Annotated in this window: 9 protein-coding genes and 1 rRNA gene; all 10 read left to right on the forward strand. The window is 73.4% G+C overall.

Annotated elements, in window-relative coordinates:
- A 5S ribosomal RNA gene (gene rrf / locus ACYVAP_RS05205) occupies positions 1-93 on the forward strand; the annotation flags it as partial.
- Between the two features lie 330 nt (positions 94-423).
- Entirely contained in the window at positions 424-1,434 is a 1,011-nt protein-coding gene (locus ACYVAP_RS05210; RefSeq protein ID WP_498859856.1) for a polyprenyl synthetase family protein, read from the forward strand.
- Between the two features lie 287 nt (positions 1,435-1,721).
- A complete protein-coding gene (locus ACYVAP_RS05215) occupies positions 1,722-7,964 on the forward strand; it encodes an Ig-like domain-containing protein (protein WP_498859857.1) in 6,243 nt (2,080 codons plus the stop codon).
- Positions 7,965-8,030: 66 nt separating this feature from the next.
- Entirely contained in the window at positions 8,031-9,005 is a 975-nt protein-coding gene (locus tag ACYVAP_RS05220; protein ID WP_343906577.1) for an AAA family ATPase, read from the forward strand.
- Positions 9,002-10,375: a DUF58 domain-containing protein gene (locus ACYVAP_RS05225; RefSeq protein WP_498859858.1), complete on the forward strand. Its 1,374-nt coding sequence runs from the start codon at positions 9,002-9,004 to the stop codon at positions 10,373-10,375. The genes ACYVAP_RS05220 and ACYVAP_RS05225 overlap by 4 nt, the downstream gene beginning before the upstream one ends.
- Positions 10,372-13,023 carry a transglutaminase-like domain-containing protein gene (locus ACYVAP_RS05230; protein ID WP_498859859.1) on the forward strand — a complete coding sequence of 884 codons (2,652 nt, stop codon included), beginning with the start codon at positions 10,372-10,374 and terminating at the stop codon, positions 13,021-13,023. The genes ACYVAP_RS05225 and ACYVAP_RS05230 overlap by 4 nt, the downstream gene beginning before the upstream one ends.
- Positions 13,020-14,960 carry an RDD family protein gene (locus tag ACYVAP_RS05235; protein WP_498859860.1) on the forward strand — a complete coding sequence of 647 codons (1,941 nt, stop codon included), beginning with the start codon at positions 13,020-13,022 and terminating at the stop codon, positions 14,958-14,960. Before ACYVAP_RS05230 ends, ACYVAP_RS05235 begins: the two co-directional genes overlap by 4 nt.
- A complete protein-coding gene (locus ACYVAP_RS05240; protein WP_498859861.1) occupies positions 14,957-15,835 on the forward strand; it encodes a protein phosphatase 2C domain-containing protein in 879 nt (292 codons plus the stop codon). The genes ACYVAP_RS05235 and ACYVAP_RS05240 overlap by 4 nt, the downstream gene beginning before the upstream one ends.
- Positions 15,832-18,288 carry an FHA domain-containing protein gene (locus ACYVAP_RS05245; RefSeq protein ID WP_498859862.1) on the forward strand — a complete coding sequence of 819 codons (2,457 nt, stop codon included), beginning with the start codon at positions 15,832-15,834 and terminating at the stop codon, positions 18,286-18,288. Before ACYVAP_RS05240 ends, ACYVAP_RS05245 begins: the two co-directional genes overlap by 4 nt.
- Complete coding sequence (locus ACYVAP_RS05250; protein WP_498859863.1) at positions 18,288-19,919, forward strand: serine/threonine-protein kinase; 1,632 nt, start codon at positions 18,288-18,290, stop codon at positions 19,917-19,919. The genes ACYVAP_RS05245 and ACYVAP_RS05250 overlap by 1 nt, the downstream gene beginning before the upstream one ends.
- The last annotated feature ends 13 nt before the right edge of the window (positions 19,920-19,932 follow it).

The raw sequence follows: 19,932 nt of genomic DNA on the forward strand, positions 1-19,932 counted from the left end.
ACGCCCGGTTCCATTCCGAACCCGGAAGCTAAGCTCGATTGCGCCGATGGTACTGCACTCGGGAGGGTGTGGGAGAGTAGGTCGCCGCCGGACATCTTCATCGGGAAGGGTGGAGGACGTCGCTGGGATGCTCGTGAGAGTGTCTCGCCGTCCCCGCCCTTCCCTTTTTTCATGCCCCATTGCAGGCCGAGGCGTCCGGAGAGTACTCGCGTCGTCGCCTGCACGTCTTCGACGTACCGCGTCAGCGCGCGAGCAGGCGTGTGGCGTTGACCCGGTCGGGAGCATGCGGCCGCGGCGCGAGGAGCCACGCCGGGTAGACTTCAGCGGCGCACCAGGGGCAGGAACGCCCCTCGCGTCGGGCCTCGGCCCGCCACCGTTCTTCGTCCGTCGGTCCGCCGGCGAACGCCGACCCTCAGGAGAGCCATGCAGTCCTCGCTGCCGGCCGTTCCCGACATCGACGACGTGATCGCGGATCGCATCGTCGAGCGCCTCGTCGAGGTGGAGGAGCAGCTTCGCCAGTCCGTCGCCACGAGCGACGACATGGTGCGGTGGACGGGCAGGCACCTCATGGACGCCGGCGGCAAGCGCGTGCGTCCCATGCTGACGCTGCTCGCCGCCTCTCTCGGGGACATCGACGCGGAGGGCGTGGTCGACGCGGCCGTGCTCGTCGAGCTCACGCACCTCGCGAGCCTGTACCACGACGACGTCATGGATTCCGCGACGACCCGTCGCGGCGCCCGCAGTGCGCACGCGATCTGGGGCAACAACGTCGCCATCCTCACCGGCGACTTCCTGTTCGCCCGTGCGAGTGGGCTGAGCGCGAGCATCGGCACCGAGGCCGTGCGTCTGCACTCCCACACCTTCGAGCGCCTGTGCCTGGGGCAGCTGCACGAGACCGTCGGCCCCACCGAGAAGGACGATCCCTTCGAGCACTACATCTCCGTGCTCGCGGACAAGACCGCCTCGCTGCTCGCCCTCGCCGGCCAGCTCGGCGCCCTCCTCGGCGGTGCGGGGGAGGGCGCGGCGGAGATCATGCGCCGTTACGGCGAGAAGGTCGGTGTCGCCTTCCAGCTCGCCGATGACGTCCTCGACCTCGCGAGCGACGCGGGCACGAGCGGGAAGACCCCCGGGATCGACCTCCGTGAGGGCGTACCGACCATGCCGACCCTCATCGTGCGCCGGCGGGCCGCCCAGGACCCTCAGGACGAGGGCACCGCCGAGATCGTCCGCCGGCTCGACGGCGACCTCGAGGACGACGCCGAGCTCGCCGCGCTCGTCGCGCTGCTGCGGGAGGACCCGGCGCTCGAGGAGACCCGTCAGCTCGCCGAGCGCACCGCGGCGGAGGCCATCGCCGTGCTCGAGGAGCTTCCCGAGGGGTCGGTCCGCGAGGCCCTGATCACGTTCACCTCGACCCTGGTGCAGCGTCGCCGCTGAGCCCGGACCAGGCCCTCCTCCCGCGGGGGACCGGCTCTGCCCAGGTGGGGCGCCTTGTGGACACATGGCGCTGAACGCGACCTTTGAGTACCCTGATCGGGTCGTGCATGCGGTGGTCCGAGCCCGGGGGAGGTCCTGACCGGTCAACCGGACCCAGAGTGGCCGGTCGCCCGCACAGCGCCCGCCTCGGTGCGGAGGTCCGGTGCGGTTCCCCGGAGTTCCGCCCGCCCTCAGCACAGGTGCTCCGCGTCCACGACTCTCGAGCGAGTCTTCATGGGGGAACGAGCATGTCCGTCGACACCGGTGCGATCCGCCGTCGCCGTCGAACCGGCGCGATCTCCGGCGCGGTCCTCGCGATCGCCTCGCTCGTCATCACGGGGTTCGCGATCCACCACCCCGGCCTGAGCTCCTCCGAGGTCGACGTCAACAACGGCGGGGTCTGGGTCACCAACCGCCACGAGGGTCTCATGGGCCGCCTCAACGTCGACGCGCAGGAGCTCGACGCCCGCATCGCACAGACAGGTGACGACCTCGGGCTGCTGCAGTCCGGCTACGACGTCATCGAGACCGGCCCTCGCGGCTTCACGCCCATCAACACCGAGGGCCTCTCCCGCGGCGGCGTCGTCGAGCTCGCCACGGGCAGCCAGGTGAAGCTCGGCGGGGACCGCGTCGCGATCGCCTCCCCGGACGGCAAGGTCTGGGTCATGTCCCCGGACGAGGCCGCCGCCTTCACCCCCTCCGGCGCGGATCCCGTCTACGAGTCCCAGGGCACGGCGCCGCGCATCGCGGTGAGCACCGAGGGCACCGTGTTCGTCCTCGACGGCGACCAGCTGCTCACCTTCCCCCGCGAGCCCAACACGCGCAACACCAAGAAGGCCGCCCGCAAGCCGGTCACGATCAGCGGCGTCTCCTCCAAGCCGGAGTCCCTCCAGCTGTCGACCGTCGGCGAGGAGCCGGTCATCCTCGACGCGGAGAACCAGCTGCTGCGCCTGGGAACCAAGGGCAAGGACGTGAGCCTCGTCGACCAGGGGGTCGCCTCCCTCGAGGACGCCAAGCTCCAGCAGCAGAGCACCGAGTCCGACCAGGTGGCCGTCGCCACCGCCGATGCGCTGTTCCTCATCCCCCTCGGCGGCGGTGACCCGCAGAAGATCCCCGCCGGCGGCAACGGTGAACCGACGGAGCCTGCACAGGTCAAGGGCTGCGCCTACGGGGCCTGGTCCACCTCGAACCGCTACGTGCGTGCCTGTGAGGGTCAGGAGCCCGTGCCCGAGGCGGTCCCGGACACGCACGGGGGCGAGGAGCTCACCCTTCGCGTGAATCATGATCTCGTGGTCCTCAACGACCAGGAGTTCGGCCTCTCCTGGATGATCGCCGAGCAGATGCAGGTCGTCGACGACTGGGTCATCACCCAGGACATCGAGACCAGCACGGCGAAGGAGAAGGAGAAGGAGACGCTCACGACCACGATCACCAACGTGGCCGCCGAGCGCGACAAAGAGAACCGCAAGCCCACCGCGAACAACGACGAGTTCGGCGTGCGCGCCGGCCAGAGCATCGTGCTGCCGGTCGTGCGCAACGACACCGACCCCGACGGCGACGTGCTCACCGTCGGCGTGAAGGGTCGCCGGCCGTCGATCGGGACCGTGACACCCATCGAGGGGGACACCCAGCTGCAGGTGGACGTCGCGGACGACGCCACCGGCTCCCAGACCTTCACCTATACGGCGGACGACGGCCGCGGCGGCACGGACACAGCGACCGTGACGCTGAACGTCGTGCCGGAGGGGGAGAACTCCGCCCCCCGGCCCGCCGAGGACCGCCTCACCAAGGTGCAGGTGCGCTCCGGCGAGTCCGTCTCGCTCAACATCCTCCCGTACTGGGAGGACCCCGACGGGGACGCCTTCTACCTCTCCAACGCCACCATGGAGCCGGAGGACATCGTCTCCTTCACCCCGGACGGCCGCCTCACGATCAACGACGCGGGCCTCACGACAGGGAAGAAGGAGGTCACCCTCCAGGTCCGCGACGAGAACGGCAAGGTGGGGGAGGGGACCCTCGAGATCGAGGCCGTCGCGGACGCCGACCTCACCCCGATCACGACCGCGGACCACGTCAGCATCGTCCAGGGCCGCTCCGCGACGATCAAGCCGCTCGCCAACGACCTCAACCCCAACGGCGGCGACCTCGAGCTCACGAACGTCTCGAAGGACGACCGCCTCGAGATCGACCCCGCGCTCGAGGCCGGCACCGTCAAGGTCTCCGGGCAGGAGCCCGGCACCTATTACCTCGACTACGCGGTCGCCTCGAGCGGCACCACCGAGACCTCGCCGGGCGTGATCCGCGTGGACGTGCTGCCCGAGAGCTCCGAGGATCTCGTGCCCGTCGCCGTGGACGACCTGGGCACGGTCACCACCGGCACCGAGACCCTCATCGACCCGCTGCAGAACGACGTGGACCCCACCGGCGGCGTGCTCGTGGTCAACGGTGTGGACGTCCCCGAGGACAGCGGGCTGAAGGCGACGGTCGTCGGCCACAGCCTGCTGCGGATCGAGGCCGAGCCCGGGGCCGAGGTCACGGGCCGTCCCGTGCCGCTCACCTACCACGTCGCGAACTCCGCCGGTCAGAGCGAGGGCACGGCCCGGGTCATGCTCGCCCAGACCGACACCCAGTTCGCGAACCCCGTCACCGTCCCCGACCGCGCGACGGTCCGCGCGGGCGACATGGTGCTCATCGACGCCCTCGACAACGACTCCTCGCCCACCGGCTCCGACCTCACCGTCGAGAAGCTCCTGGACACCGAGAGCGCCGACGCGAAGGGACGACTCGAGGTCACCGAGGACAGGATCCGCTATCTCGCGGACCCGGGCACGAGCGGCGAGGTCACGCTCACCTACCAGGTGATCGACGAGACCGGCCGCCGCGGATCCGCACGGGTGACGATCTCGATCATCGCCGAGGACGCCGCGAACACCCCGCCGCGGCCGGAGAACCTCACCGCCCGGACCGTCTCCGGCACACCGGTGCGGATCCCCGTGCGCACCACCGGGGTGGACCCCGACGGCGACTCCGTCATCATCACCGGCATCGCCTCCCCGGCACCCTCGCTCGGCGAGGTCACCGAGACCACCGGCGAGTGGATCGAGTACACCCCGCACGACGGCGCGACCGGCACGGACCGCTTCCGCTATCAGGTGATGGATCGCAGCGGCGCCGTCGGCACCGCCGAGGTGCAGGTCGGCATCGCCGCCCCGAGCGAGCAGAACCAGCCCCCGTACGCCGTCAACGACACGGTCGAGGTGCAGCCGGGCCGCGACGTCCAGGTCCCGGTGCTCGCCAACGACACCGACCCCGAGGGGGCGCCGCTCTCCGTGGACGCCGGCCAGGTCGAGGCGATCAGCGAGATCGAGGTCGCGCCCCAGGAGGAGTCCCCCGAGGGCATGGTCACCGTGACCACCCCCGAGGAGCCCGGCACCCACACCGTGCAGTACGCCGCGAGCGACGGCCAGCTCTCCAGCACCGGGACGATCACCGTCAAGGTGAACCCCGACGCGCCGCTGCTCGCCCCGATCGCGCGCGACGACTTCGTCTCCCCGGACGACGCCCTCGACCCCGAGATCGAGTACGTGGACGTCGACGTGAGGGCGAACGACGCCGACCCGGACGGCGCGACGACCGACCTCGAGGTGACCCTGCCCGACGGCGCGCCCGAGGGCACGCAGGCCCGCGACGACGGCACCGTGCGCGTCACCCCGCGGGAGGAGCAGCAGCGCATACGCTACCGCGTCGAGGACCCCGACGGCCTCGAGGCCTACGGCTACATCTGGGTGCCGGGCACCGCGAAGCAGCCCCCCGTGTGGGTGGGCGAGCCGGTCACCGTCGACTTCGAGGGCGAGGCCAGCATCGATCTCTCGAGCCCCGAGAACGTGCGCGTGCGCCCCGGCGCCGAGGCCGCGACGATCACCGACGCCGAGAGCGTCTCCGCGGATCACGCCGACGGCTCGCAGCTCGTCACGGACGCCTCGACGATCACCTACCGCCCCGCCGCGGGCTTCTCCGGCCAGGACACCGTGTCGGTCGAGGTCTCCGACGGCGCGAGCGGGGACGCGACCGCGGCGACCGCGACACTCGCCATCCCGATCGAGGTGAAGCCCTCGACGGAGAAGGAGGAGAACCTCCCGCCCACCTTCCAGGGCGCCTCGCTGCGGGTCGAGCAGGGCGAGTCCTCGCCCCCCGTGGACCTCTCGGCCGGCGCGGAGGACCCCGAGGGGGACGCGCTCCAGTACGCCCTCGGCGCCGTGCCGGAGGGCAAGGGCGTCGACGTCGCGCTCGAGGGCAGCACGCTCACCGCGACGGCGTCGACGACGGCCGTCAAGGGGACGATCATCGACGTGCCCGTCACGGTCAGCGACGGCAGCCACGACCCTGTCGCGGCCTCCGTGCAGGTCAACGTCACCGGGTCGAACCGTCCGCTGATCTCCGCCGGCCTCGACACCGCGACGATCGACGCGGGGGAGACCCGCACGGTCGACGTGCTCGCCAACGACTCCAACCCCTTCGAGGACGGGAAGCGGACGATCGAGAGCGCCCGGGCGACCGCGGGCGAGGGGAAGGCCGTGGTGAAGGGCGGCCAGGTCGAGATCTCCCCGGACGCCGGCTTCCACGGCACCCTCACCGTCGAGTACGCGGTGCTCGACGACACCGGCGACCCCGACCGCCGCGTGACCGGCGAGGTCCGCGTGACCGTGCGGGACGTGCCGCAGGCGCCGTCGGCCCCGCGCATCGGCGAGGTGGGCGACGGCAGCGTCGAGCTGAGGTTCTCCGCCGGGGACGACAACGGCGCCCCTATCACCGGGTACACCGTGACCCCCGCGGGCGGATCGGCGAAGCCGACGCAGTGCCCCGCGACCTCGTGCACGATCACCGGGCTCGCCAACGACACCGAGTACACCTTCCGGGTCACCGCCACCAACGAGGTCGGGGAGTCGGAGCCGTCCGTCGCCTCCGCCAAGGCCCGGCCGGACGTGAAGCCGGAGAAGCCCGCCGCGCCCTCCGCCGAGCGCGGCGACACCCGCCTCAAGGTGGCGTGGTCCGCCCCGGAGAACCGCGGCTCCGCGATCCAGTCCTACGACGTGCAGATCCAGGACACCGCGACCGGGCAGACGGAGGTCGTGAACGTCGAGGGCGGCGCGACCACGCACGAGTTCTCCGAGCTCACCAACGGCACCGACTACCGGTTCCGGGTGCGCGCCAAGAACCTCGCCGACGACCCCTCGGACTGGTCCGCCTGGTCCGCCCCCGAGCACCCGGCCGGCAAGCCCGGCAAGCCCGGCGGGAAGATGGAGGCCTCGCGCGTCAACGATCCGATCGGCGGCGGCGTGACCGTCACCTGGCCCGCGATGACCACCGCGGAGTCCAACGGCGAGCCGATCACGCAGTACGTGATCACCTCCTCCGGCGGGCAGAAGAAGACCGTCACGGCGCGGAGCGGCACGAACTCGTACACCTTCCGCGGCCTCGACGAGGACACCGAGTACTCCTTCACCTACACCGGCGTGAACTCGGTGGGCACGGGCACCTCCGCCTCCGCCGCCTCGAACGAGGTCGTGCCCTGGGCGAAGCCCGAGGCACCGGGGAAGGTGACCGCGAAGCTGCCGGACGAGGGGAAGGGCGCCGGTCCCAACGGCCGCGTGGACGTCTCCTGGGAGGAGGCGGACGGCGGCGGCACCGCCGTCAAGGACTACGTGGTCAGCTGGTCCGGGCAGACGAAGATCGTGGACGCCTCTCAGCACTCGACGCGGATCGAGGGCCTGACGAACGGGAAGGCCTACACCTTCACCGTCAAGGCGCGGAACCGCTTCGAGGGCGGCGAGAGCGCCTACTCGAAGGCGTCCAACAGCGTCACCCCGTACACGACGCCCGCGGCGCCGAGCGTCTCCGCCGCTCCCGGCAGCTGCTCCGGCAGCTCCTGCTCGGTCACCTTCTCCTCCTCCGCCAACGGCAGCGGCGGGGCGGACCCGGTGACCCTCACCTGCAGCATCGACGGCGGCGCCTTCGGCGACTGCCCGGGCTCGGTGAGCGGCTCGAGCGGGCAGAAGCACACGATCACGGTGCGGGCGAGGAACCGCGGCGGGCTCGTCAGCGAGGCGAGCGCCGAGGCGAACGCCCCGACCGCGACGCCCACCCCGAGCGTCTCGGGCGAGGGGACCGTGGGCGACGCGAGCCATGAGAAGGGCTGCACGACGAGACGCGGCTGCTACTACATCGACTTCACGGTCTCGGGACTCGATCCGAACACGACCTACACCTACTGCGTGAAGGGTGAGGGCCTCGCCGGCGGGAACTGCTGGTACCCCACGACCGACGGCAGCACCGCCACCACCGGGACCCTGACCACGGACGGCAACGGCAGGTGGCAGCTGCACGGCGACGGCCGGAAGCCCTACTGGGGCAATGCCGACAAGGCCGTCTGGATCTGGGTCGAGAAGGACGGGAAGTCCGCCGACTCCAACAAGGTCCATCCGGTGAAGTGACCGCCTCCCCCGCGCCGTACCGCCCCACCCCCGACCACCCCACTCCGACCCCGAGGTGCTGACCCCATGAGCATGACCCCCGAACAGGCCCGCTGGTTCTCCGACACCTTCGACAAGCTCGTCCAGAGCGTCGGCCAGGCGGTGATCGGGAAGAACGAGGTGGTGCGCCTCGTGCTCACCGCGATGATGGCGCCCGGCCACGTGCTGCTCGAGGACGCGCCCGGCACCGGCAAGACCTCGCTCGCCCGTTCCATCGCGGCGACCGTGCAGGGCTCGAGCGCGCGGATCCAGTTCACCCCGGACCTGCTGCCCTCGGACGTCACCGGCGTGACGATCTACGACCAGACGAGCAAGCAGTTCGAGTTCCACCGCGGCCCCGTCTTCGCGAACGTCGTCCTCGCCGACGAGATCAACCGCGCGTCCCCGAAGACCCAGTCCGCGATGCTCGAGGTCATGGAGGAGGGGCGGGTGACCGTGGACGGCGTCACCCATGAGGTGGGCAGCCCCTTCATGGTCATCGCGACCCAGAACCCGATCGAGCAGGCGGGCACCTATCGCCTGCCCGAGGCGCAGCTGGACCGCTTCCTCATGAAGACCTCCCTCGGCTACCCCGACCACGCCTCGAGCGTCCAGATCCTCCAGGGTGCCTCGGTGCGCGACCGCAGCGCCCAGCTCGCCCCGCGGATCTCGCTGCAGGCCGTGAACGACATGACCCAGCTCGCCTCGACCGTCCACGTGGACCCGGCGGTCCTCGAGTACGTCTCCCGCCTCATGGAGGAGACCCGTCTCGCACCCGAGGTGCGGGTCGGCGTCTCCATCCGCGGCGCGCTCGCGCTCATGCGCGCCGTGAAGGTGTGGGCCGCGGTCAACGGCCGCCACTACGTCATCCCCGACGACGTCAAGCACCTCGTCGAGCCCGTCTGGCTGCACCGTTTCGTGCTCGACCCCGAGGCGGAGTTCGCGGGCACCACCGCGAAGACGGTCATGACGAAGATCCTCAGCGAGGTGGCGCCTCCGCAGGCGCGTCAGCAGACCGCATGAACGTCGACACCTCGCTGCCCCAGGACACGGCCGACGCGGAGGCCGCCCGCCGGGAGTCCCGCCGACGCCGACGGAGCTCCGGGCCCACGGACCCGCGCGGCGGCGCGCCCGCCCCGCAGGGCGCCGTCCAGGGCGACGGCGAGAACCCGGAGGCGGAGCCCACCGGCGCCGCGAGGATCCGCTCTCGCCTCGCCCGCCTCTGGCGGAGGCGGATCCGACCCGTGCTCGGCGTCGTCTCGCCGATCGGTTGGGCGGTGCTCGGCGTCGCCGTCGCGGCCTGGACAGCGGGCCTCCTGCTCCACGTCACCGAGCTGAACGTGCTCGCCCTCGTGCTCACCATCCCGCTCGTGATCGCGGCGGCCTTCGTGCTGGGGCGCGCGAACTACCGGGTGACCCTCGACCTCCAGAGCCACCGGGTGGTGGTGGGGACGCGCGCCGTAGGCCGCGTCGAGGTCTCCAACCCCACCCAGCGGCTCATCCTCCCCTCGCGGATCGAGCTCGCCGTCGGCGCCGCCACCGCCCAGTTCCTCGTCCCGCGCCTCGCCCCCGAGCAGACGCACGAGGAGCTCTTCGCCGTCCCCACCCGCCGACGCGCCGTGCTCGTCGTCGGCCCCGTCCGCTCCGTGCGCGACGACCCGCTGTCCCTCATGCGTCGCCAGGTGACGTGGGCCCGCTCCCAGGAGCTGTACGTGCACCCGCGCACCGTGCGCCTCGACGAGGCGGCGAGCGGCTTCCTCCGCGACCTCGAGGGCACCCCGTCCTCGGACCTCTCGAGCTCCGACATCGCCTTCCACGCCCTGCGCGACTACGTGCCCGGGGACGACCGCCGCCACGTGCACTGGCGCACGACGGCGCGCACCGGGAAGCTCATGGTGCGGCAGTTCGAGGAGACCCGGCGCTCCCACGTGGTCGTCGCGCTCGACGACCTCCGCGACCACTACAGCGGCGAGGACGAGTTCGAGCTCGCCGTCTCCGCCGCCGCCTCGATCTCCGCCCAGACCTTCCGGGAGGAGAAGGAGCTGACCGCCTTCACCGTCACCGCGAACCAGCGCACCGCCGCGTACCGCCCGCTCATGGACGACTACACGGAGCTCGAGCTGCGCGCCGGCCGCCAGGGGCTCCACGAGCTCGGGCAGAAGGCCGCCGACCTCGCCCCGAACGCCTCCGCCGTCATGCTCGTCGTCGGAGCCCACGCCACCGCCCGGGAGCTGAACGCGGCGGCCACCCAGCTGCCGCTCGGCGTGCTCGCCGTCGCGATCCGCTGCGTGGACGGCGCCGAGGTGCGCCGCTCCGCGATCGGCGGCCTCGACGTGGTGACCCTCGGCGCCCTCGACGACCTCCCCAAGGCCCTCCGCGCGGTGGGTCGATGAGCGCCGCCGCCCGCGCCCGCGCGCCGCGCTCCCGCAGCCTCTTCTCCGAGGTGCCGATGCGCCGTCACGTCATCGACCTCGCGGTCCTGCTCGTCCTGTTCGTGCTCGCCCTGGTCGGATTCCAGCCCGTCTACGGGGGAGCGCAGTACCTGGTCACCGGTGTGCTCGGGATACTGCTCGGCATGCTCATCGCCGTGATCGGCGCGCAGTGGCGCTGGGGCCCGCTGCGGATCACCGCCCTGCTGATCGGGGTCTACCTCCTGCTCGGCGCCATGGTCGCGGCGCCCACCCACGCGCTCTGGGGCGTGGTCCCCACCCCGGCCGCGCTGCTCGAGCTGCTCAGGGCGCCGGTGGCGACCTGGAAGTCCGTGCTCACCGTCGCCCCGCCCGTGGGCACCGCGCAGGGCGTGCTCGGCGTCGTCTGGATCAGCACCCTGCTGCTGAGCCTGCTGGGCTCCACGATCGTGCTGCGCACGCGCGCCGTCGTCGCCGCCTGGCTGTTCCCGATCGCCCTGCTCGCGGTGACGATCGTCTTCGGGACGACCGAGGCCTTCGCGCCCGTGATCCGGGCCGTCCCCTTCGCGATCCTCTCCGTCGCGTGGCTGACCTGGCGCTTCGAGAGCGATCGCCTCGCCGGGGCCCGCTCGACGATCATCTCCGACTCCACCGGCACGGTGAGCCCCGGATCCTGGCGCAACCCCGTGCTGCGCCGCCGTGTGGTGGGCGGCGCGGTGATCCTCGCGCTCGCCGGCGGCGTCGCGATCGGCGCGCAGTCCCTCCTGGACCCGCCGGAGGGTGCGGGCCGCACCGCGCTGCGCGACGAGATCACCCCGCCCTTCGACCCCCGCGAGTACGTCTCCCCGCTCGCGGAGTTCCGGGGCTACTACAAGTCCCAGCGCGATACCGAGCTGTTCTCCGCGACCGGGCTGGCGGGCGGGGATTACGTGCGGCTGGCCTCCTTGGACCGGTACGACGCCCAGGTCTACAACGTCGCGAGCTCGACCTCCAGGAACAGCGCCTCGGGCGCGTTCGTGCGCACCGCGAGCGGCGTGGACCTCCACGAGGGGACGAGCGCCCAGGCGACGAGCACCGTCACGATCGGCGCCTACACGGGGGTCTGGATGCCGACCGTCGGCAGCCGCACGGATCGCATCGACCTCGGTGACCTCACCCCGAGCCGTGAGGCGGACGTGGCCGAGAACCTGTTCCTCAACCAGCGCAGCGGCACGGCCGTCAACGCCTCGGGCATGGTCACGGGGGACACCTACACGCTCTCCTACGAGCCGTACACGCCGCCCACCGCGGAGGATCGACGCAGCGCGACGTTCGCCGACGTCGAGCTGCCCGAGAACCCGGAGCTCGATCCCCGGATCAGGGAGCTCGCCGAGGACTGGGCGGGGACCTCGGCCTCCGACTACGAGCGCTTCGCGAACCTCTCCCGCCAGATCAAGGCGGATGCCTTCTACTCCCACGGCGTGGACGACGACGACGCCGCCTCACCCTCGGGCCATGGCGTCATGCGCCTCCAGGACATGCTCGAGGACCCCTCCTTCGAGGAGGGGAAGGCCGACGCGCGTCCCAAGGGCCCCATCGGTGACGAGGAGCAGTTCGCGGCGCTCACCGCCGTCATGGCCCGCGAGATCGGGATCCCGGCGCGGGTCGTCATGGGCTTCCAGGTCCCCGAGGACGCCTCGGGCACCGTCTCGATCACGGGCGAGGACGTCACCGCCTGGGTCGAGGTGGACTTCGAGAAGCTGGGCTGGGTGCGCTTCGATCCCGCCCCCGAGGAGGACGAGGACCCCACCCAGCCCCAGCCCAAGGAGGTGGACAAGCCGCTGCCGCAGGTCGCCCAGCCCCCACCGCCCCCGGCCGAGCCGCCGAGCCCGCCGCCCGGCGCGATGAGCGACGACGCGGACGACGAGGAGGACGAGCAGGACGAGACCCTCTCCTGGGGCGTCTACGTGCTCCTCGGCGTCTCTCCGTTCCTCCTGATCGGGCTCGTGCTCACGTCGATCGTGGTCGCCAAGGTGGTGCGCCGCCGTCGGCGGAGGAACCGGGACTCGCTGCCGGCACGGGTCGACGGCGGCTGGCAGGAGATCCTCGACCAGGTCACGGATCTCGGCACGCCCCCGGACCCGCGGATGACGCGGCAGGAGATCGCCACGACCCTCGACGCCGCGGCGATGCCCGCAGGGGTGCCAGGTGCGGCAGGCCCCGGGGGCACGGGGACCGGGGTCGGTGCGAGGGCGCTCGCGGCGACCGCGGACCGCGTGGTCTTCGGACCGGACGACGTCCCCGCCGCGGTGGTCGACGCCTACTGGGACGACGTCCAGGGGACCCGGCGCGCGCTCGTCGCGGCGGCCCCGCGGCGTCGCCGCCTCCGTGCGCTGTTCTCGCTGCGCTCGTTCCGGCGCGGCCCGCGGGAGACGGCCCTCGAGCGCCGCTCCGAGCGGGCCCGGGTCCGTGCCCGCGCCGCCGCGGACCGCCGCGGGGCCGAGCTCCGACGCCGCCGGGCCGCCCCCGGCTCCCGCCCCGCCACCGGCGGCGGCGCGCTGACACCCCAGAACCTGCTCCCGGCGGTGCGAGGATTCCTCTCCCGCCTCGCCGGGCGGGTCCCGAGAGCGCCGAGGAAGGGCGATCGACGATGAACCAGACCCGATACTGCAGCACCTGCGGCGCGCTGCTCCCGGAGGGGGCGGCCGTGTGCGGCGAGTGCGGCGCCCGCTATCAGGCCTCCCCGTACGAGCGCCGCGCCACGGACGCACCCGATGCCTGGTCGCCGTCCCCGCGCGCCCGTTCCCGTGACCTCGGTCAGGAGGAGTCCGGCCCCGCGGAGGAGGAGGGGATCCAGCTCCTCTCCCGCGAGGACCTCGCTCCGCGTGAGCCCGGGGCCACGACGCTGCGGGGTGCGGACCAGTACGATCGGCGGATGGTCACACAGCCCGGAACGCAGCCCGGCGGGGACCCCGGCGCCTCGCCCGTCTACGGTTCCCCCGCTCCCGTACCCGCCTCCGCGACCCCGGGGGAGGGCGGCCCCGCCGCTCTCGAGCCCCCGCTGGACGGCTGCGTGCCCGCACCCGCCGCCAAGCGCCTGCTCGCCGCGATCGTCGACGGCGTGATCCACGGCGTCGTCCTCGTGCCGCTGATCATCGGCATCGTCCTGATCGCGACCCAGGAGTCGCCCGGCACCCTCGCCGCGGTGCTCACCGGGATCGGCGTCGCCCTGCCCGTCGCCTATGCCGTGGTGATCATCTGGCTGCACGGAGCGAAGGGCTTCACCCCCGGCAAGCTCGCCCTCGGCCTGCGCACGGCGCGGGTCTCGGAGGGCGGCCGCCTCGGCTTCCTGCGCTCCCTGGGCCGCGCGGTCCTGTACCGCCTGTTCCCGCTGCTCTTCGCGCTGTCGATCTTCCTGGACCCGCGCGGCACCCTGCGCGGCTTCCACGACCGCGTGGTGGACTCGGTCGTGGTCGACGTGAAGGCGGGCCGCGATCCTCTGCGTCCCCGCGCCGACGACTTCGAGCGTCGCAGCGACGCGGAGTACCTCGGCGCGCCCTCCGTCGCCGTCGACGCCCATGACAACCTGCTCGCCGCGCCCGGTGCCGCATGGTCGGGCGGCGTCCCGTCGGCGCCGTCCGCGCAGCCCGCCGGGGCGCCGGGGGCCCCCGACGCCCCGTGGTCGCCGCCGTCGGCCCCCGCGGCTCCCGCGTCCGAGGCGGCCCCGTCGAGCGGTCCCTCGGCCGCGCCCGCGGAGCAGTGGGGCCCTCCTGCTCCCGCGGCCTCGGCACCTGTGGATCAGCCGCCCGTGAGCTCCGCGCCCTCCGGCGCCGGTCACGAGTCCTGGGCTCCGTCCGCGCCGTCGGCCCCCGCGCAGGCGGAGCAGCCGGCTCCCGCCTGGGGTCCGCCGCCCTCGACGGAGCAGCCCGTCCCGCCGGCCGAGCCCGCACAGCCCGCCTCGCCGGTCCAGCCGGCTCAGCAGGCTCAGCCGGCTCAGTTCTTCCCGTCCGCTCCGCCGGCCCAGCCCGCCGCCGGGCACGCGCCCCCGCCCCAGGAGTCCTTCGCCCCGGCGCCGGTCCCGGAGCAGTCCGGCGACATCACGGGCGACGCCTGGGCCGCGCAGCCCGCGGTCGACGGCCCTGCCGAGGCGGGGACCGCCGTCGGCGCCGACGAGGTCGACGAGCAGACCCGCATGACCGCCCCGGTCGGCGAGGACCTGGGTGACCTCGAGGCGACCCGCATCTCCGCCGTCTCCCTGCCGCCCGTGCACCGTGCCCTGCTCACCGTCGACGACGGCACCGAGCACCGGCTCGACCGCACGACGGTCCTGGGCCGCAACCCGAGCGTCGAGGAGGGCGAGGCGGGCGTGGTGCTGCCGGACCCCACGCGCTCGATCTCCAAGACCCACCTGCGGGTGGAGCCGACGGCGGAGGGCGTCACCGTCACGGACCTCGGCTCGACCAACGGCTCCGCGATCCTCCTCCAGGACGGCACTCGCGAGGCGCTCGTCCCGCACACCGCCACCGAGGTCCCCGCGGGGGCGCGCGTGGGCATCGGCGACCGCTGGCTCACCGTGGAGAGGGAGCAGTGATCGACCGCTCACTCTCGGACCCGGACGCGCAGGGCACCATCCGCGTGGTCTCCTCGGCGACCACGCACGTGGGGCACGTGCGCGCCACGAACGAGGACAGCATGCTCGCCCATCCGCCGATCTACCTGGTCGCCGACGGCATGGGCGGGCACAACGCCGGCGAGGTCGCGAGCGCGATCACCGTCGAGGAGTTCGAGCGCCTCACGCTGCAGGAGAACGTGAGCGTCGAGCAGCTCGGCGACGCGCTGACCTCCGCCGGGGACCGCATCGCTGCCCTCACCGGCGAGGCGCAGCAGGGCGCCGGGACCACCGTCGCCCTCGTCGCGTCGATGGTCCTGGACGGCGTGGGCTACTGGGTGGTGATGAACCTCGGCGACTCCCGTGTGTACCGCCTCTCGGGAGAGATCTTCGAGCAGGTCAGCGTGGACCACTCCGTGGTCCAGGAGCTCATGGACCGCGGTGACCTCACTCCGGCAGAGGCGGAGGTCCACCCGTACCGGCACATGGTCACGCGCGCCCTGGGCGCCGGCCCGGACTCCGAGCCCGACTACTGGCTGATCCCGGCGGAGGTCGGCGATCGCATGCTCATCTGCTCCGACGGTCTGACCAACGAGGTCGAGGACGCGTCGATCGAGCGCGCCCTGCGCAGCCCGCGGGACGTGCGGACGATCGGCGAGGACCTCGTCCAGCTCGCGCTGGACGCCGGCGGCCGCGACAACGTGAGCGTCGTGATCGTCGAGGCCGTGGAGATCCTGGGCCTGTCGCTGCCCCCGGAGTCCACGGCGGACCTCCCCGGGGAGGACACCGACGAGCACGAGATCGACGAGGACACGCTGCCCCGCGGTCTCGAGCGCGAGGCCGGCGAGGGACGATGAGCGGAACCGGGGGCGAGGGAGCGGCGAGCACGGGCACCGGGGACGGCCCCGCGCCGCTGCTCGGGGCCGGGATCTGGGTGCAGAACGGGCCGGCGACGCTCGTCGTGCGCGAGCGCGGCTGGATCGTCCTCGTGCCAGGCACCCGCAAGGAGGTCATCGAGGCCGCGTGGAGCGTCCTCGGCGAGGACGCGGTCGACGGCGACTCCCTGCTGCCCCGGACCGCGGAGCTCGCGGGCCTCGAGGGGCCGGAGAAGATCCCGGCGATCCTCTTCGCCCTCGTCAGCGGGAGCTCGGCGCAGCTGGGCGTGAAGGGACGGACCCTGCTCTCGATCCACGACGCCGACGGCGCACGGCAGCTCGAGGGCGCCGACGGCGAGCTGCGCGGCGCGAGCGCCGAGGGCCTCGAGCGGATCGCCTTCGGCGACCTCCCTCCCGAGGATCCGACGGGCGGCCTGCGGATCGGGACCGGGGTCATGCGCACCAAGGGCTTCGTGCACATGCTCGTGGACCCGGCCGCGCTCCCGGACGAGCGTCGGGCCCGTCTCGCCGCGCAGGTCGAGAAGGGCGGTCGTTCGATCGAGTCCGAGGAGGCGAAGGCGAAGCGGGCCGCGGCCCCGGCGCCTGCTCGGCCCGCGGCGTCCTCGAGCTCCTCGACCCCCGTGAGGAAGCCCGCCGCGGCCACCCGCAAGCCGGGGGAGATGCCTCCTTCGATCGCCGGACGCGGAGGCTCCTCCTCGCGGTCCTCGCGGACCGAGCCCGAGGCGCCGCGCGGCCCCAGCGTGTTCGACGGGCTGTTCGGCGGTGACGCGCCGGCTCCCGCCGCGGCGACCCCGGCCGCAGCCCCGGAGCCCGTGGCCCCGGCCGCCGCCCCGACACCCTCTCCGGCACTCGCAGCCTCGCCCGTCCCCGCGCCGGCCCCGACGCAGGACGTGCCCTCGTCGCCGTCGCCGTCGGCGGAGCAGCAGCCCGTCCCGCAGCAGTCGACCGTGCAGGGCCACGCCGAGCAGCCCGCGCCCCGGCGCCGACTCGTGAGCACCTCGCTCTTCGACCGTCGTCGTCCTGCGGCCCCGCCGGCTCCGGCGCCGGCCGCCGCGTCGTCGCCGGTCGCGCCGGAGGACCCGGGGGCGACCCGGATCGAGCCGGCGGAGGACCGGATCGACGTCCCGGACGAGCAGACCCAGGTGCCGGTCACGGAGACCGCTCCCGCGGAGCCGGGGCCCGTAACCCCGGGACCTGCGGCGACGCCCGCCTCCGCATCGACGCCCGCACCCGCGGCGACGCGGGCATCCGCGGTGACGCCCGTGGCTGCGGCGACCCCCGCTCCGGCCTCGGCTCGGTCGCAGCCGGCCCATCGCGCCGCCTCACCGGTCCCCGAGCACTCCGGGGCGCGCGCCGGCTCCCGTCGGGAGCTCCCGCCGGATCTCGACACCTCCCTCACCTACGACGACCTCTTCGGGAAGACCGTCTTCCGCACGATCGAGGACGCCGCGGTCCGTCGCCGCGAGGAGGACGAGGAGCACGAGGGGGAGGTGGACGCACCGGAGCGTCCCGGCGCCGACGTCCCCGATGCGGGACGAGCGGACGCCGCGTCACCGGGGAGCGTCCCGTCGGCGCAGCCTGCCCCGTCGCCGAGCCTCGCCGCCCCCAGCCCGGCGCCCGTTCCCGAGCACACGGGCTCGGACTTCATCGACTGGGTGCCCGGGGTGGGACGCACGGCGCCGGAGATCGCGCAGGCCGCGGCGCAGCGCGCGGCGACCCCGCCCGTCGCCGCCCCCGCCTATCCGCAGGTCCACATGCCCGAGCCGTCGGCCCCCGCGGGCGCGCCGGGATCGCCGGTCGCCCCGCCGCGGCAGCGACCCACTGCTCCGCCGCAGCGACCCACGGCCCCGCCGGCGTCGGCGAACCCTGCGGCGCCCGCGCCCGGCCACCGGGCCGGGCCGACCGTGGTCCCGGCGTCGGGCCCGTCGAGCTCCCGGCCCGACGCGGTCACCCACGAGGTGACCCTCCCCGGGCTCGTCTGCCCCCGCGGCCATGCCAATGCCCCCGAGCGCGCGGTCTGCGCCGTGTGCCGGCTCCCGCTCCAGGGCCCGGTGCGGCCCGTCGCCCGTCCCGCTCTGGGGCAGGTCATGATCTCGACCGGCGGCGGGTTCGTCCTGGACCGCAGCGCGATCATCGGCCGGCGCCCCCGCGCCTCCCGCGTGAGCGTCGCCGACATGCCCCGGCTGATCACCGTCCCGAGCCCCCAGCAGGACGTCTCCCGCTCCCATCTCGAGCTGCGGCTCGAGGGGTGGCACGTCCTGGCCACGGACCTCGGCACCACCAACGGCACGACCCTGCACCGACCCGGCGCGGACCCGGTGCGCCTGCGCCCCCGCGAGGGCGTCGGACTGGGTCACGAGGACGTCCTCGACCTCGGCGACGGCGTGCTGCTGCGCTACCTGGGGGTGCGGTGATGGCGCGCCCGCCCCAGGCACCGCCGGAGCTCGCCGGCTACTCCTACGAGACCGTGCTGGGCTCGGGCGGCTTCGCCGACGTCTTCCTCTACCGCCAGCAGCGCCCGCAGCGACGCGTCGCGATCAAGGTGCTGCTGTCGACCGTGCTCGACGAGAGCGTCGCCCGCCAGTTCGAGGGCGAGGCCAACGTCATGGCCTCCCTCTCCACGCACCCCTCGATCGTCGCGATCTACGCCGCCGAGGTCTCCGCCGACCACCGGCCCTACATCGTCATGGAGTACTGCTCGCGCCCCAACTACGGCGTGCGCTTCCGGCGCGAGCGGATCACCGTCGCGGAGGCCCTGCGGGTGGGGGTGCAGATCGCCGGCGCGGTGGAGACCGCGCACCGCGCGGGGATCCTGCACCGCGACATCAAGCCTGCGAACATCCTCGTCACCGACTACAACCGGCCGGCGCTGACGGACTTCGGCATCTCCATCGCGACGACCGGCGGCCAGGACATCGAGGACAGCCAGGGCCTGTCGATCCCGTGGTCGCCGCCCGAGTTCTTCACCGACCCGCCGCGGGCGGACGTCCGCAGCGACGTGTTCTCCCTCGCCGCGACGATCTACTCCCTGCTCGCCTCCGCGACGCCGTTCGAACGTCGCGGTCAGCGCAACTCCGCCACCGATCTCATCCAGCGGATCAGCACGGAGCCCCTGCTGCCGCTGGACCGGCCCGACGTCCCGCCCGAGCTGGGGCGCGTGCTCGCCGTCGCCATGGCGAAGGATCCGCAGGCCCGCTACCCGAGCGCCCTCGACCTGGGCCGCGCGCTCCAGCAGGTCGAGCTGGGGCTCTCCCTGCCGGTCACGCAGATGGACGTGCTCGACGAGCGGGGACCCGCCCCCGAGGAGCAGGGCCAGGACGACGAGCTCGAGGCGCACACACGCATCCGGCGCGTCTCGACCGTGGACCCCGAGGAGTCCTCCCGTCGCCTCGACCGCTTCGCCGGGGTCGCGCCGGCGCTGTCCGGCCCCCGTCACGGCTCGCCCGGCTCGGGCACGTCGGCACACTCCGCGGCCTCCGCCGCGGAGCCGGGAGGGGAGTCCACCGTCCTGCGACCGGCCGGCGCGGCTCCCCTCGGCGCGACCCGGCTCGCGGCGACCGCCGCCGGCGGCGCGGCACCCGAGCGGACCACCCGGACCTGGCCCTGGATCGTGCTCGCCGCGGTGCTCGTCGTCCTCCTCGGCGTCGGCACCACGATCGGCGTGCGCGCCCTGGTCGTCGAGCCGGAGCCGGTCACCGCGACCTCGCCGGTCAACGTGCCCACGGGCGGGGCGGAGGCCCCGGGCGAGCCCGTCGACCCGAAGGTCGTCGTCATCACCGAGGAGTCGGAGGGCGTCACCGGGCGGGCCAAGGTCACCTGGGGCGTCCCCGAGGGCTACACGGAGGACGACTTCTTCCGCGTCCGGTGGAAGGACATGCCGGACAACTACGAGAAGTTCGGCGAGTGGACCGAGCAGCACGGGCGCAGCTCCGAGGTGCGCGACATGCCGCCGAACCTGAAGGATCGCTGCCTCGAGGTGCAGACCGTCTCCCCGGACGGGCAGTCGAGCGGGATCGTCGAGGCCTGCCTCGAGGACGACGGATGACCGGCACGAGCAG

The sequence above is a fragment of the Brachybacterium horti genome (genome assembly GCF_054777615.1).

Coding starts and splice junctions, on each gene's coding strand:
- ACYVAP_RS05210 (WP_498859856.1), top strand. CDS start 424: ATGCAGTCCTCGCTGCCGGCCGTTCCCGACATCGACGACGTGATCGCG.
- ACYVAP_RS05215 (WP_498859857.1), top strand. CDS start 1,722: ATGTCCGTCGACACCGGTGCGATCCGCCGTCGCCGTCGAACCGGCGCG.
- ACYVAP_RS05220 (WP_343906577.1), top strand. CDS start 8,031: ATGAGCATGACCCCCGAACAGGCCCGCTGGTTCTCCGACACCTTCGAC.
- ACYVAP_RS05225 (WP_498859858.1), top strand. CDS start 9,002: ATGAACGTCGACACCTCGCTGCCCCAGGACACGGCCGACGCGGAGGCC.
- ACYVAP_RS05230 (WP_498859859.1), top strand. CDS start 10,372: ATGAGCGCCGCCGCCCGCGCCCGCGCGCCGCGCTCCCGCAGCCTCTTC.
- ACYVAP_RS05235 (WP_498859860.1), top strand. CDS start 13,020: ATGAACCAGACCCGATACTGCAGCACCTGCGGCGCGCTGCTCCCGGAG.
- ACYVAP_RS05245 (WP_498859862.1), top strand. CDS start 15,832: ATGAGCGGAACCGGGGGCGAGGGAGCGGCGAGCACGGGCACCGGGGAC.
- ACYVAP_RS05250 (WP_498859863.1), top strand. CDS start 18,288: ATGGCGCGCCCGCCCCAGGCACCGCCGGAGCTCGCCGGCTACTCCTAC.